This window comes from Ruegeria sp. O11 (genome assembly GCF_056535285.1).
In genome coordinates this window covers 12019-27162 of sequence record NZ_JBQERS010000013.1, presented here as the reverse complement: position 1 = coordinate 27162, position 15144 = coordinate 12019, and the positions used below count along the sequence as shown (strand labels likewise).

14 protein-coding genes and 1 pseudogene are annotated in these 15144 nt (G+C 55.3%); 8 read left to right on the top strand and 7 right to left on the bottom strand.

Annotated features, from left to right (window positions below; translation table 11 throughout):
• The first annotated feature begins 21 nt into the window (after window positions 1-21).
• The 8 genes from ACRZ91_RS18180 to ACRZ91_RS18145 all read left to right on the top strand — a co-directional run bounded on the left by ACRZ91_RS18180 (window position 22) and on the right by ACRZ91_RS18145 (window position 6866).
• Window positions 22-1071, top strand: a complete 1050-nt coding sequence (locus ACRZ91_RS18180) for an ABC transporter ATP-binding protein (RefSeq protein WP_480907565.1) — start codon at window positions 22-24, stop codon at window positions 1069-1071.
• Between the two features lies 1 nt (window position 1072).
• Window positions 1073-2149, top strand: a complete 1077-nt coding sequence (locus ACRZ91_RS18175; RefSeq protein WP_480907563.1) for an ABC transporter ATP-binding protein — start codon at window positions 1073-1075, stop codon at window positions 2147-2149.
• Window positions 2146-3009, top strand: coding sequence for a carbohydrate ABC transporter permease (locus ACRZ91_RS18170; protein WP_260027296.1), 864 nt, complete (start codon window positions 2146-2148; stop codon window positions 3007-3009). Before ACRZ91_RS18175 ends, ACRZ91_RS18170 begins: the two co-directional genes overlap by 4 nt.
• Window positions 3006-3803, top strand: a complete 798-nt coding sequence (locus ACRZ91_RS18165) for a carbohydrate ABC transporter permease (RefSeq protein WP_170474752.1) — start codon at window positions 3006-3008, stop codon at window positions 3801-3803. The genes ACRZ91_RS18170 and ACRZ91_RS18165 overlap by 4 nt, the downstream gene beginning before the upstream one ends.
• 8 nt (window positions 3804-3811) lie before the next feature.
• Window positions 3812-4213, top strand: coding sequence for a DUF2160 domain-containing protein (locus tag ACRZ91_RS18160; RefSeq protein ID WP_170474755.1), 402 nt, complete (start codon window positions 3812-3814; stop codon window positions 4211-4213).
• A gap of 65 nt (window positions 4214-4278) precedes the next feature.
• Window positions 4279-4674: a BlaI/MecI/CopY family transcriptional regulator gene (locus tag ACRZ91_RS18155; RefSeq protein WP_480907561.1), complete on the top strand. Its 396-nt coding sequence runs from the start codon at window positions 4279-4281 to the stop codon at window positions 4672-4674.
• Window positions 4661-5758 (top strand): M56 family metallopeptidase, encoded by a 1098-nt coding sequence (locus ACRZ91_RS18150; RefSeq protein ID WP_480907559.1) that lies wholly within the window; start codon window positions 4661-4663, stop codon window positions 5756-5758. The genes ACRZ91_RS18155 and ACRZ91_RS18150 overlap by 14 nt, the downstream gene beginning before the upstream one ends.
• Window positions 5759-6365: 607 nt before the next feature.
• On the top strand, window positions 6366-6866 hold the full coding sequence (locus ACRZ91_RS18145) for a competence protein CoiA (protein ID WP_480907557.1): 501 nt from the start codon (window positions 6366-6368) through the stop codon (window positions 6864-6866).
• 379 nt (window positions 6867-7245) lie between these two features.
• On the opposite strand, the gene ACRZ91_RS18140 is transcribed toward ACRZ91_RS18145, so the two are convergent.
• The 7 genes and pseudogenes from ACRZ91_RS18140 to ACRZ91_RS18110 form a co-directional block, all read right to left on the bottom strand.
• Window positions 7246-8646: a TRAP transporter large permease gene (locus ACRZ91_RS18140; RefSeq protein WP_170546431.1), complete on the bottom strand. Its 1401-nt coding sequence runs from the start codon at window positions 8644-8646 to the stop codon at window positions 7246-7248.
• A gap of 11 nt (window positions 8647-8657) precedes the next feature.
• On the bottom strand, window positions 8658-9290 hold the full coding sequence (locus tag ACRZ91_RS18135; protein ID WP_480907554.1) for a TRAP transporter small permease subunit: 633 nt from the start codon (window positions 9288-9290) through the stop codon (window positions 8658-8660).
• A gap of 68 nt (window positions 9291-9358) precedes the next feature.
• Window positions 9359-10369, bottom strand: coding sequence for a TRAP transporter substrate-binding protein DctP (gene dctP, locus ACRZ91_RS18130; RefSeq protein ID WP_480907552.1), 1011 nt, complete (start codon window positions 10367-10369; stop codon window positions 9359-9361).
• A 125-nt stretch (window positions 10370-10494) separates the two neighbouring features.
• Entirely contained in the window at window positions 10495-11835 is a 1341-nt protein-coding gene (locus ACRZ91_RS18125) for a sigma-54-dependent transcriptional regulator (protein WP_480907550.1), read from the bottom strand.
• On the bottom strand, window positions 11832-13562 hold the full coding sequence (locus ACRZ91_RS18120) for a sensor histidine kinase (protein WP_480907548.1): 1731 nt from the start codon (window positions 13560-13562) through the stop codon (window positions 11832-11834). The genes ACRZ91_RS18125 and ACRZ91_RS18120 overlap by 4 nt, the downstream gene beginning before the upstream one ends.
• A 352-nt stretch (window positions 13563-13914) precedes the next feature.
• On the bottom strand, window positions 13915-14334 hold the full coding sequence (locus tag ACRZ91_RS18115; RefSeq protein WP_480907546.1) for a hypothetical protein: 420 nt from the start codon (window positions 14332-14334) through the stop codon (window positions 13915-13917).
• 83 nt (window positions 14335-14417) lie between these two features.
• Window positions 14418-15068: pseudogene (locus tag ACRZ91_RS18110) on the bottom strand (IS6 family transposase).
• Between the last annotated feature and the right edge of the window lie 76 nt (window positions 15069-15144).

The following is a 15144-nucleotide window of genomic DNA, read 5'->3' as shown; positions in this document are numbered from 1 at the left end:
GCGGGATCGGAATTCGCGAAAATGATCGAACTACAGGACGCGACCAAGCGGGTCGGCAACGTCATCCATATCAAACCAACCAACCTGACGCTGCAGACCGGCCATTTCAATGTGCTGCTGGGCGCGACAGGATCGGGTAAGACCTCTCTGATCAAGATGATGGCCGGGCTGGACCCGATTGCCTCGGGCAAGGTCTGTATGGATGGGCAGGATGTGACTAAACTGAACACGCAGAAGCGGCAGATCAGCCTGGTGCACCAGTTCTTTGTGAACTACCCGCATATGACCGTGTTCGACAACATCGCCTCTCCATTGCGCGTTGCGGGTATGGCAAAGTCCGAGATTGTGGGCCGCGTGGAAGAAGCCGCAGATCTGCTTCAACTGCGCCCGATGTTACACCGCCGCCCGCATGAGCTGTCAGGCGGGCAACAGCAACGCACGGCACTGGCGCGCGCCATTGCGAAAGAGAGCCGCGCCGTCTTCCTCGACGAACCGTTGGCAAACCTCGATTATAAATTGCGTGAAGAATTGCGCGAGCAGTTGCCCGATCTGTTCGCGGGTCGTGGTGCTGTGGTGGTTTATGCCACGTCAGAGCCCGAAGAAGCACTGCTTCTGGGTGGATACACGGCCCTGATGGAAGATGGTCGCGTGACCCAGTTCGGGCCGACCGCTGATATTTATCGCAACCCTGAGAACATCGCCGCCGCGCGAGTTTTTTCGGATCCGCCGATCAATGTCGCGCGCATCACTGTGTCCGGCGCTCAGGCGCAAATGGCTGGTGGAGGTGGCTGGGCTGTCACAGAAATGGCCGACGGAGATTACATGGTCGCCGTGCGTCCCCATCGGGTGACCCCGTTTCGCTCTTCCGATGATGATGTGGAGCTTACCGGCCGCGTGATTGTGACCGAACTGTCCGGCTCGGATTCCAGCGCGCATTTCCAACATGGCGATGATGCGTGGGTGTCACTTGCCTCGGGCGTCCACCCCTATCAGGTTGGCGAAGACCACAGCTTCTACATGAACCCGGCCCACTGCCGGTATTTCGGCCAAGATGGCAAAAGGATAGCCTGACATGGCACAGATCAAGCTTTCAAACCTGCGACACAGCTACATGTCGACGCCGAAAGAGCCGCAAGACTATGCACTGAAGGAAATCGACGTGACTTGGCGCGATGGCGGTGCCTATGCGCTGCTAGGACCGTCCGGTTGTGGCAAGTCCACGTTGCTAAACATTATCTCGGGTCTTTTGACGCCGTCCGAAGGACAGATCCTGTTTGACGACCGTGACGTGACCGCCTTACCCCCCGACCAGCGCAACATCGCACAGGTGTTCCAGTTCCCGGTGATCTACGACACGATGACCGTCGGCGAGAACCTGGCTTTCCCGCTGAAAAACCGAGGTGTTGACCCGGCGACAATCAAGCGCCGCGTCGATGAGATCGCCGAAATGCTTGACGTCACGGATATGCTGGGCACGCGCGCATCGGGTCTGAGTCCGGATAACAAACAGAAAATCTCGATGGGTCGCGGTCTAGTGCGAGACGACGTGAACGCGGTGATGTTCGATGAACCCCTGACCGTGATCGACCCGCATCTGAAGTGGAAACTGCGCTCCAAGCTGAAAGAGCTGCACCAACGCGTCAAAGCCACGATGATTTACGTGACCCACGACCAGACTGAGGCCCTGACCTTTGCGGACGAGGTCGTAGTGATGCAGGAAGGCGAAGTGGTGCAGATCGGCACGCCCGTTGAGCTATTCGAGCGGCCCCAACACACCTTTGTCGGCCACTTCATCGGCTCCCCCGGCATGAACGTGTTACCGTGTGAGGCCAAGGGCGACCGCGCGGTGTTCGAAGGTCACGAGGTTGTGCTGGAAGGCCCGACCCAGGGCGACGGAGGCCGCACCGATCTGGGCATCCGCCCTGAATATGTAGGCTTCGGCGACACAGGCATCCCGGCACATGTAACCAAAGTTTCGGACATCGGCCGCCACTACGTTGTCAGCGCGATGGTCGGCGACACGGCGCTCAAGGCCGTGACTGAACACAGCGTGCCCGAGCCCGGATCACAGGTCTTCCTGCAATTCAAACCTGAACAATCCCGTGTCTATCGCGACGGCTGGATCGCAACCGAGGAGCGGGCGCTATGAGAACGGAAAACCAAAAGGCATGGTTCTTTGTCCTACCGGTGTTGGCGCTGGTCGCGTTTAACGCGCTGGTGCCGATGATGACAGTGGTCAACTACTCGGTGCAGGAAACCTTCGGCAACAACCAGTTCTTTTGGGAAGGTCTGGGCTGGTTCGAACAGATCCTGCGATCCGACCGCTTCCAAGCCGCGCTGGGTCGGCAATTCCTGTTCACCTTCCTGATCCTGCTGATCGAGGTGCCGTTGGGCATCATCGTGGCCCTGTCGATGCCCCGCAAAGGGTTCTGGGTGCCGGTCTGTCTGGTGCTGATGGCCCTGCCGATGCTGATCCCGTGGAACGTGGTTGGGTCAATGTGGAACATCTTCACCCTGCCCAAGATTGGCCTGCTGGGATACTTCCTGAATGACGTTCTGGGCGTCAACTATGACATGACTCAACAGCCGCTTTCGGCCTGGATCACCGTCATTGTCATGGATGTCTGGCACTGGACTTCGCTTGTGGTGTTGCTGTGCTATGCGGGCCTCGTTTCGATCCCTGACGCCTATTATCAGGCTGCCAAGATTGACGGTGCCAGCCCGTGGTCAGTGTTCCGCTACATCCAGCTGCCCAAGATGAAAACCGTCCTGACCATCGCCGTTTTGCTACGCTTCATGGACAGTTTCAACATCTACACCGAGCCCTTCGTGTTGACCGGCGGCGGCCCCGGCAACTCAACCACCTTGCTGTCGATCGATCTTGTGAAGATCGCGCTGGGACAGTTCGACCTTGGCCCTGCAGCCGCGATGAGCCTGATCTACTTCGCCATCACGCTGCTTGTGTCGTGGGTCTTCTACACTCTGATGACAAAGGATGACGCGCAATGAAGAAGCGGTCCCTTATCCCGATCCTCTATATCGCGTTTCTGATGCTACCGATCTATTGGCTGGTGGCGATGTCCTTCAAGACAACGAACGAGATCCTGTCGGGCTTTTCCCTGTTCCCCCAGACCTTCACGCTGGAGAACTACATCACCATCTTCACCGACCCGACGTGGTACTGGGGGTATATCAACTCGATCATCTACGTGACGATCAACACGGTGCTCTCGGTCTGTGTGGCGCTGCCTGCGGCCTACGCGTTCTCGCGCTACCGGTTCCTGGGGGACAAACAGCTGTTCTTCTGGCTGCTGACCAATCGGATGGCCCCTGCGGCTGTGTTCGCGCTGCCGTTCTTTCAGCTGTATTCGTCGATCCACCTGTTCGACACCTATCTGGCTGTGGCGCTGGCACACACGCTGTTCAACGTGCCTCTGGCGGTGTGGATACTGGAAGGCTTCATGCGCGGCGTCCCGAAGGAACTGGATGAAACCGCCTATGTAGACGGTTACTCGTTCCCGCGTTTCTTCGTGACGATCTTCTTGCCGAACATCAAAGCGGGCGTCGGTGTCGCTGCTTTCTTCTGCTTCATGTTCTCATGGGTTGAGATGCTGCTGGCCAAAACCCTGACTGCGGTCGAGGCCAAACCAATTGCCGCCGTGATGACCCGCACCGCTTCCAGCGCGGGGTACGAACTGGGCCTGTTGGCCGCCGCCGGCACGCTGACCATCATCCCCGGCGCCATCGTCATCTGGTTTGTCCGCAACTACATCGCGCGCGGTTTCGCGATGGGACGTGTGTGAGGTTCGATATGCGTAAACTTCTTGTCGCTCTGCCCTTCCTGCCTTCAGTGGCCTATGCCCAACAGGCCGGTTGGGGCAGTGTCGGCCAGCAAGAGGAAAAAGGTTTCTCGTGGACCGCTCCTTTGTGGCCGGATTTCTGGATGGCATGGACTCCGGCAACACTGGCGGTGTTCATCGGTATCTTTTCGGCCATCGCCCTAATTGGTTTGCTGGAAGGGTTCAAATTCCGAGACGGGATCGAGCGGCGCGGCGTGCTGGGACTGACCACCACGCTGGGGGATCGGTTGTTCATCACCCTGCTGGGCTCGACCTATATCTTCCTGGCCTGGCTCGGGCTGGTCGGCCAACCTGTTTGGACGCCGCTTTTCCTGTCCATCGGTTGGGGCGTCTTCGTCTTCTGGAAAGTTTAGGCTTTGCGAAACAGCGAAAGGATGCTTGTCTGTCAGGCATACTAATAATGGCGACACCGAGATTGATGCGAAAGAAAAAGACAACAAATCTTCTGACCGAAGTGGAACTTGAGTTCATGAACGAACTCTGGGCGCTTGGTCAGGGCACGGTCCGTGAAGTCCTTGATCGCCTGCCACCTGATCGCAATCTGGCCTACACTTCCGGAGCCACAATTTTGCGGATCCTTGATGAGAAGGGCTTTGTCGAAAGCGAGAAGAACGGCAAGTCGCTGATCTACAGACCCCTTCTCGAGAAGGACAGGTATCAGTCGCGGTCGTTGCAGAATCTGTCCCGGACCCTGTTTGACGACACGCCCGCAACTCTGGTTGCAAGGCTGGTCGACGATGATGGCCTGACAGAAGATGACCTAGAGGAGATTCGAGCACTGGTAGAGAGGAGACTGCAAAATGACAGCGGTTAAACCGGTTCTCGATGCGTTTCTCGAGTTCAACGTTGTGCTTGGATTATCGGCGCTGATCTGGCTGGCCGTGCGTGGGGGCCTTGCGTTGACGCCCATGAGGTACGGCTTTGTTGCTCAGCTTCGTTCGCTCAAGATACTTTGCATCGGCGTTATGCTCAGCCCGGTTCTGGCGATCGGTGTTTCGGGCTTTGTCGCTCAGGTGTGGCCCGGACGTGTTGTCGCGCTGGGGGATATCGCAGTTGCGGCCTATTTGCGCGGCGAAATCGCCATGCCCGCTGCGCAGTTCGAAACCCTTTTGAATACGCGCGAACGCTGGCTCGACTATGTCTTGTCAGGCGGCTCTGTTTTCGTAACTTGCGCGCTGACTACGCTGGTTCTTCTATCAATTATTCTGGCAATTCGGGTTGCCCGCAACGCGCTTACAATTCGCAAGGCCGTACGGTCCAGCTTTCTTTGGCGACAGTCGGCAAAGGTGGACATTCGCCTTTCAGATCGCGTAACTGTGCCTTTTGCAGTACGCGGCCTTCGTCGCCGTCACGTCGTTTTGCCCAGCCATTTGCTAAACTCGCCACGCGATTTGCGCTTTGCTCTGGCGCATGAATTCCAGCACATCCGCGCACTGGACGTGGAATGGGAACTGGGTTTCGAGCTTATGCGTCCTCTGCTGTTTTGGAACCCGGCCTATCTGGCCATGAAACATCAGTTTGATCGACTTCGCGAATTGGCCTGCGACCAGTCTGTCGTCTCGCGTAAAGGCATTAACGCGACCGACTATACCACCTGTCTACTGGACTACTGCACACGATCTATTAATCTGAAAAACCCTCGCATTCTTCGTGTGGCCCTGGTTAACGGGCCGAAAGCAAAGCATGTTCTGCGCCAGCGTGTGATCGCCCTGACCGATGCGCCCGTAACGACCACACAATTGTCAGCAAATTTCTTTGGGCTGACGCTTTCTCTGGTTGTTGTGATTGCCATTGGGTCGGCCTCGGTTCGTCAAACCCAGGATTGGAGCCATGATCGTCTTATGCTTTCGACGGTTGTAAATCTGGAACGGCTGGAAGCTCGGAATCAGGGAAATTGAAAGGCCGAATTTTAAGTCCGGCGTGGATTGGAAAGTCGGCCTCACGGGTTTGCTAGCAAGCTGGTCGCGGATTCGGCGCTACGATGCTGCTGGTTTTCAATGAGTCCGGGTTCAATGTGCCGCTATCAACGGCTCTAATGCGGGCGCCCGTGTTGCTCGACATCGATTGTCCGAGAACGATTTGGTAGCAGCCAATGGCGGCTCCAACCTGCTGCAACGCAGCATCGCAACCCGCAGATGAAGGTCAGCCATAGGCCGCCTTGCGCAGACCAATGGCAGCAATCATAGCTTCGCATTCACTCATTCAAGATGCAGCATCTAGAACTATGGGCTCGCTGCCGACATCGGGGTGAGAGCAGCATTCGATATCAGCCACCTTACAGCTCCGATGAAGACGGACCATGGCGGACTCTGAAAACACCATCCGATGCAGCATCGCAGCTTCCCCAAAGCGGACATTGCGCCACACTGAGCCAGACTCGGACCCATTGTTTCGCAATGCGCTGCTCTGACGCCAAAGGCACTAAGCCTCGCGAAACAGTCCGAGATGGATGTGAAAAGCTGCTACGTTTAGCTGACCTCAAAACCACAGGCTCCAGGCGCAGGAATGTTAACAGCAATCATAAATGGCAACCGAAGTAGACCGATCCCTGGGACTGTAAGGCAATGCTCATTTTGCAAATCTGAAATGATTCCGCGTTGTGGCGAGGTTAGGGTTCATCATTGGGCGCACAAATGCAAAGTGGAATGTGATCCTTGGTGGGAACCAGAAACTGATTGGAATCGGAACTGGAAAAATGAGTTTCCACTCCGTTGGCAAGAACAAGTGTTTACTGATCAAAATACTGGTGAGAAGCACATTGCCGACGTCTACACGCTGGCAGGCCTCACTTTGGAGATCCAACATTCCCATCTCGATCCCAAAGAGCGTCGAGCCCGCGAGGATTTTTGTAAAAACATGCTTTGGGTGGTTGATGGGTCTAGGCTTAAAGGCGACAGGAAAAAAATCCTAGGTTGGCGGGACGCGCTCACGGAGATTGTTCAAGGCAGCAAGCGAACAAATCTGTTCTTACTTAGCGATGCCAATGAGCTTTTTCCACGCGATTGATTGCAAGGCCCGGTTCCAATATGTTTTGACTACTTAGGCCCAAATGCCGAAACTGAGACTGCACCGACGCTACTATTTCTCTTGTATCCTGGTATAGTGCATGGTGGCCGTTTAGTAGAACCCCTGCCGCGCGACGGCTTGCTGCGAGCTATCTATTCTGAACTTGTACACATGCCCGCTGTTCGCGGGATCTTGTAAAATGATTCACGACTGAGACTGTCGAGAAAGCGGAGCTAGCAGCGCCTGACTGAAACGGATAGCTCGCCACCATTCGGCCCAAACCGGCCATTGAACAAGTGTCATGTATTCTGCAGTGCAGCTGATTGATGCAGGCCTTAGCTGCACCGGCATACCGCACTCCAAAATCATTCCATGTGATTCAAACCTGACCAGGAAGCCATAGGACGATAGCAGGGAAGGCAACGAGCATCGCGATGGTTGCAGCATCCGCCAGAAAGAAAGGCGTTACACCTTTAAAAACATCCTGAACGCTTAGGTCATCACGAACGCCGGCCACGACAAAGCAATTCAGCCCAATAGGTGGGGTGATCAGGCAAAACTCGGCCATTTTGACAACCAAAATGCCAAACCAGATGGCACACATAGGTCCGGACATACCGAAGGTACTTTCGGCTGCACTTACGGCTTCACCACCATTCAACGCCATGACGGCAGGGTAAACTACCGGCAACGTCAGCAGCAGCATACCTATCGCATCCATGAACATGCCCAGTACAGCGTAAGCCAGAAGAATACAGATCAGGATCAGCATCGGAGACATCTCAAGCGAGGTGATCCAGTCGGAGAATGCACTTGGCAGTTCGGCGAAACCAAGAAAACGAACGTAAACTAAAACGCCCCAGATGATCGTGAAAATCATGACGCTCAGCTTGGCGGTTTCCAAAAGCGCGTCTTTGAGTTCGGACCAGCGCATTCCCTGATACAGCGCCATCAGGAACACCACAAATGCTCCAATTGCGCCACCTTCGGTTGGCGTACCCCAGGCATCGCCGCCGAACGGGTTGTAAACAAAGAAGATGATGGTGACGACGACAATCACGATGGGCAATGCGGGCGGCAACGAGAGGAAACGTTCTTTCCATGTAAATCCGGTGACTGCGGGGCCAAATCCTTTGATCACAACGGCCATGCCAATGATCAGCAAGCCGTAAATTACTGCCGAGAACATGCCCGGGATGAATCCCGCCAACAGCAGTTTGCCCACGTCCTGCTCGACGATAATCGCGTAGATGACCAGAATGGCCGAAGGCGGGATGAGCGAGGCGAGCGTACCGCCTGCAGCAACGACACCTGCAGCAAAACGCTTGTCGTAGCCTATCTTCAGCATCTCGGGGATGGCGATACGGGCGAACACAGCGGAAGTGGCGACTGAGGCCCCAGATACCGCCGCAAACCCAGCGGTTGCGAAAACGGTCGAAACCGCCAGCCCGCCCGGGACCCATGCGAGCCAACGCTTCGCGGCTTCGAACAGTGCTTTGGTTAGGCCCGCGTAATAGGCGAGGTAGCCAATCAGGATGAAGGTCGGAATAAGGCTCAACGCCTGGCTTGAAATCTTGGAGTGCGGCACCTGCCCCGCTGTTTTGACGGCCACTGTCAGAGCCTTGCCGAACCGCGCCGGGTCGTACCCAAACTTGGCCCAGAAGATCCAGATCAGGCCAATCATGCCAGCTGTCGCGGCGGCAAAGGCCACGCGCATCCCCAACACCACAAGAACAAGCATACCGCCCGAGACGATCAGACCAATATCAATGGGTTCCATCAGATATAACCTCAGTTGTCGTGGCCCGAGACGTGCTCGGCTTCCATTGCAGCTTGAGTGGCTGCATCGGCTATTAGCGGGACGGCAATAGGTGCCTGATCGGGGTGCCTGATCGCGCGACCGTAGGCCCAGAGCTGTAAAGCAAGCCTTAGGCACAGCACGCTAAAGGCAACGGGGGCCAACAGCTTTGCGGGCCACAGCGGGATACCTATGTCGATGGAGCTGTCGCGGCTCAAGAGTGGAGCACCAAAGTCAAAGCTGCGTGCGAAATGCGCCCAACTCCCCCAGATCAGCAAGACGATCAGTGCCAGAATGACAGCGGTTGTAATGAACTCAACGATATAGAGCGTCCGGCCTCTAAGCGCTCCAACAACCATGTCCATTCGGATATGACCGCCATCACGCTGCGCATAGGAAATCCCCATGAAGGCGATTAACGGCATGGCCTGCTCGATCCAGTCCACGTAACCGGGAAGTGGCGCATTGGCGAAGTTCCGACCACCAACGGAGACTACGGCCATTACCATCAGTGAAAAGACTGCAAGACCGCTGATCAGGGCCAGAAAGCTTTCCAGTTTGTAGAGGTGTTGATCGAGAATGCTGAGACGGCTGTCGTTGGACAGCACCAGGGATGACCCGGCCATCGTTTTGCTCCGCTGTCAGGGAAAAAGGCACCCGACACCAGCTTGACCGACGCCGGGTTGTGAGTGGATTAGCTGCCGTTTGCGATCTTCCCGGTCACAAGGTCATATAGCTCTTGTGCTGGTAGGCCACGCTCGGTGTTTTCTGCAATCCAGGCCTCGGCCGCGGGGGCGGCAGCGGCTTCTTTGAACGCTGCGATTTCTTCATCGCTGAAAGTGACCCGTTCGATGCCGCGTTGATCCAGCTCAGGGCCCCACGCTTCCATCGTTTTGGTCTGGTAGTGGCTCACGTAGTGATCCAGTGCCTCTTCCACCGATCCCAGCAGAGCATCGCGGTGTTCGTCAGACAGATCTTCCAGTGCCAGCGTGTTCACCACGACGGGGCAGTTGACGGTGCCGGGGTTGAGGTTCGTCGTCCACCACGTGCCATTCTCTATGGTGCCGAAGGACATATGCGCGTGTGGCGCAAAGCTGACCGCTTTGACGATGCCGCTGTCCATTGCCTGACGCACTTCGGATGCAGACATCGAGGTCGGAACCGCTCCAACCGTCTCCATCGCCTTGCCGATGCCACCTGTCGCCCGAACGCTCAGACCTTCAAAATCGGTTAGGGATTTGGGTGCTTCACCGACACCAACAAGGTTGTACTGCGGCAGCGGCGAAGGCATCAGCAGAGTCGCGTCCCAGCGGGCCAGATCCTCGACAACAGCCGGGTGTTGATAGACGGCCATCGACAGGTCGACTTCCTGTTCAAGGGATGTCACGCCCAAAAACGGCAGTTCCAAGACAGTGATCGAGGGGTTCTTGTCGCGGTGGTAGCCAGCGCAGAACTGGGCCATTTCAAACGCACCAATCGAAATCCCATCGAGGTTTTCTTTGTTCTTCGACAGGCCACCATAGCTGATGTTAAGTGTGAACTCGCCGCCCGTCTTTTTGTTCACCAGTTCGGCAATTTTCTCGACGTGTTCGGTAAAGGCGCGACGCTTGCCCCACAGGGAAACGTTCCATTCGACAGCCAGTGCTTCGGATGCAACGGTCAGCGACAGGGCGGCGATGGCCGCCCGGTTAAGATGTTTGCGCATAGTGGCTCCTCCCAGATCACGCAATGTGTTTGGGCAGAGTATTCACGATGCGCAGCAGCCTGCCTATGAAGGAAAATGCGCGTGAAGTTTCGGAGTCCCTGCGGATATCCGCAGAGTGATTTCTCCTACAACAGCGCCTCTTTATCGAGACCGAGTTTGACGATCTTTTCGTTGAGTGTCCGTCGGCCAATCCCAAGCGCTTCGGCGGCGGCATCCATACGGCCTTTATGCGCCTTGATGGCTTTGCCGATGAGTTCGCGTTCAAAAGCAGCAACCGCTTCGCGCAGCGTATCCGGCACTTCGTCGAAGTGCTGATCGCTTCGGATAGCCTGCACCACCGACCCTCCTCCGCGTCGGGCTGCCAAAATGCGCCGTTCGCAGACATGGCGCAATTCACGCACATTGCCGGGCCAGTCATGGGCAAGCAGAGCGGCCAAATCGTCCTGATCAAGTTCTGGCGCGTCTATCTCATAAACCTGCGCGTATTCGTTCAAGAAATGCGTTGCCAACAGAACCAGATCGTCCCGTCTTTGACGTAGCGGAGATAAAGACAGGACAACAGTATTCAGTCGAAACAAAAGGTCCTGACGCAGGCGGCCTTCCTCGGCGGCCAGTACAACGTCTTCGTTGGTTGCTGACACGACCCTGAAACTTACCGGCACCGGCGACACAGCCCCCACCGGCAACACCTGCTGATCTTCGATGACCCTTAGTAGCTTCGCCTGAGCCGCTGGTGGGCACGAGCAGATTTCGTCCAGAAACAAGGTCCCACCCGATGCTGCCACAAGCCTTCCGTCGGATTCACCCGCGACGCCGAACATTTCCGCTTCAAACGTCTCGGAGGACAATGCCGCGCAATTCAGCGCCAGAAAGAGTGCCTCCGGCGAGCGGCCCAAATCATGCAAAGCATTGGCAACCAGCTCTTTCCCGGTGCCGGTATCCCCCTGCAGCAAAACCGCAACGGATGTATCGGCCAGATCAAGTACTTCTTGTCGCAAGTCTGTAATGGCGTCTGTTTGGCCCAGCAGGATGCGGTCAAGGCCTGACAGTTTGAACAGCCGGTCTTTGAGGCGGGCATTGCTTCTTCGCATTCGGTTTTGTTCAGCCGCGTGCCTCAGCACCGTAAGCAATCGCCGTGGCTCATATGGCTTTTCGATGAACCCGTACGCTCCATCCTGTATGGCCTGAACCGCCATCGGGATGTCACCATGTGCCGAAATCAATACCACTGGAGGCGCCACATGCCTGTCCAGGCTGGCCAGCAATTCAAGTCCCGACATGCCGGGCATACGCACATCAGACAAAATGACATCCGGCGAGGCATTGGCCAGATGTTCGGTCACCTGGGTCGCACGTGGCAAGGCGCTGACGGTCCAGTCGGCGGCTTCGAGCAACTCGACAAGCGATTGTCGCATCGATCTGTCATCATCAACGACCAGAACTTTGAAGGCTTGCTGCTGGGTCATTCGTCCGTTTCTTCAGTATTTGAGGCTATCGGGAAGATGACGCGGAAAACTGTTCCGCCGCCATCACGATTTCGGGCCGTCATCTTGCCATCGTGATCTTTGACAATGCTGGTGGAAATGGCCAGTCCTAAGCCCATGCCTCGCCCGCTCTCTTTTGTGGTTACAAATGGCTCTTGCAACTCAGCCAGCGTTGCCTTGCCCAACCCGTGACCGTTGTCCTGAATTTCCAACACTGCCTCATCATCAGATGCCATTATAGCGACGCAGATTTCAGGCGCATCCGCTTCATCCGTTGCATCTATGGCATTGCGCAGAAGATTGGTGATGACCTGTTCGATCCGCAGGGCACTGCCCCGGATAAAGATCGGGCCGGTCGGCGTATCAACTGAGATTTTCACCCCACCTTGCTTGATGTTTGGCGCAACAAGTGTCAAAGCGGCATTGACCGAAGTGCATAAGTCTACGTCGTCGAACGCCTCACTCTCTGAGCGCGCGAAGAACCGCAATTGGCGCGTGATCCCTTCCATCCTGTCGACCAGACTTCCAATTTTTTGCGGTAGCTTAGACCCACTGGAAGATGAGATCTCTTCTGCCACCAGGTGATTGCGCATCGCAGCGATCGGCTGGCCCAGTTCATGCGTGACCGACGCGGATAGTTGCCCCAGAGCCGCCAGTCGGCTTGCGCGCTCCAATTCCCCTTGGGTGCGTTTGAGGCTCCGCTCGGCTTTCTTGCGGTCGTCGATTTCGATGGCGAGCCTTTCATTTGCCTCCCGCAGCTTTGCTTCTTCCTCTTCGGACCGCACTAAGGCCGCGCCTACGCGCCTTGCGCGTTGTATCTGGAAAAAGATAAATGCGAGCCCCGCCAAAAGGACAAAAACTGCAGTTACCAGCCAACTGCGCGCAACGGCCTGATCGTCACTTGCAAAATAGTGGAGCGACCAGCCATGAGGTAGATCTGTAGCTGCAAGATGCAGGCGCTTCGTCCCCGCAATTCTGGCCTGATCTCCCGGCAACTCAACCCAATCCAACGCATCTAAGTCTTGGCCCGGAAACTGCCTGGCATCTCGAATCCGTTCTCGCTGTGGTTCTGACAATGGCGTCAACGCGCGATACTGCCAATCCGAGTTCGAAGAAAGCAAAACGACGCCGTCTTCATTGGCCAAAAGAACCTGTTCTCCCGAGTTTTTCCAACTATCCTGAAGATTAGAGAAATCGATCTTAATCGCTATGACGCCAGTTGAAGCTCCCTGGTCGTCAAGCACAGCGTTGGCGATGAAGTAGCCTGGCAGACCCGTTGTTGCCCCGATGGCATAAAAGCGGCCCTGTTCACCAGAAATGGCAGTTTGGAAATACGGACGGAAAGCGTAGTTCTGGCCAACAAAGCTCCCAGTGTCGCGGTAGTTCGATGCGGAGATCGTGATCCCGTCTTCGTCCATCAGGTAGATCGCATCCAGTCCCGCCTGCTCCGCAAAATCCTCGAGGCGTCGGTTTAAAGTTCCGGTGCCGTCTCCTTCAGCTGTTCCAATTACAAAGGAATCCTGTGACAGCACATATGTGAGGTGGGAAAATCGTTCGAGTTCGCTGTTTACCGAGCTTTGGTAAAGAGAGAGCCGGCCCTGAGCTTTCGAAAGCTCCTCCGAAACGAAGTACTTGTAAGAAACCAAATAAAGGCCAATGCTGGCGGCAATGGCTATCAAAATACCTACAATATACGAAGCTGATCGCATTGAATGCCCATGAACTGCGACGGCATAGGATCACAGTAGGTATTAGCCGTCCATCCCAAGAGTTCTAAACTGACATTTGGATGTTTTGGCCGAACAAGAATGACCGAGTAATTTGAGAACGCGAAGCAATGAACGAACATGCCGAAACAACTATTTGCATTCCGCAAGCAGATTCGGCCCAAAGGAGACATCTAGCACAGTATCGCAATTCTGCGGACGCAGCCCGCTTTTCTGACATTCGCTGCAAATGCAAAATCTCGACGTCTGCGAGTTCACAGGATGCGGACAAAAAAGACTTTCGTGGCGTTTGAACCAATGGCGGCTTTGAAAATATCCAAGCTGCTCAAGTCTCCTATTTGACTGCTTCGACCACCGACACCCACAGCGCGAGCGTGTAGCGGTCTTCCATTTGAATTATGCGCTGGTGGAGGTCCCGTTCCCAAGGCCCCGGGTTTGCTCGTGCGTCACGCAAGGCTTCCTCAAATGCTTCAACCGCTTTGTCTGTTTCTCCCGTCTGATACAGCGCGATCCCTCTTTCGAGTTCGATGCGGCTCCCCTTAGCTCGTTCGAGAGATGAGAAATTCATCCAAGCGCCAGCGGCGAGTGAAAAGTTACAGAACCGAAGCTTCTTGGCACCCTCATAACGATCATTCCGGCACGCTCCGGCCATCAGTCCTGCGGTCATTCCGCTCAGCCATACACATAGAAAGGCCCATAAAAAGATTGCGAAAGCCCAGGTCTTAAATTTTTGTTTTTGCGTTTCAGAAGGCATTTCCATACCTCTTGCTATCAAACGCCCAAAATAAGAAAAAGTTCAGAAAAGCAGTCTTTCATACAAAGTGCAGCATTGGGCACTCAGGGACTCGCTGCCGACATTTGATCTTTGCGGATCATGTGCGCCACTTCGATTCCGTCGAGGGTTGACGCCGCTTAAGCAAATGCCTTGAACCCTAGCATTGGCCGGATGCGTCTCTTGATGAAACAATGGTCCTGTTCCACGATGTTGTTCAGGTATTTCCGCCTGACCATCTCAATCGGGATCGGGCAACCAAAGCCTTTCAGCATCTTGTTTATGGCCTTGATGCCAGCCGTGTTAGCTCCGCTTTTGTCGATGACAATCTTCCGTGGCAAACCATTGACCTCGATCATCCGAGCGAAGAAGTTCGTCGCGGCAGGCTTGTTTCGCTGTGGTTAAAACATGAAATCAAGCGTCTTGCCGTATTTATCGACGGCCCGATAGAGATAGACCCACGCACCCTTCACCTTGATGTAAGTCTCATCCATTCTCCAAGAGCGATCACATGGCCCTTTCCTGCGGCGCGTTACATCAGCAATTGCGCTTGAGCATCGTTTCACCCAACGGTTCAGTGTCGCATGATCAACCGATACACCGCGTTCTGCCATGATTTCTTCCAGATCTCGGTACGACACGCCGCATCGGACGTAAAAGAAGACTGCGAATAGGATAACATCCTTCGGATATTGCGCACCTTTGAAAGAAATCATGGACCAACCTTCAACTGGATAGTGTCGTTCGCCACACATGCGCTAAAGCCACGAAGGTCAATGGATAAGAGTTTGC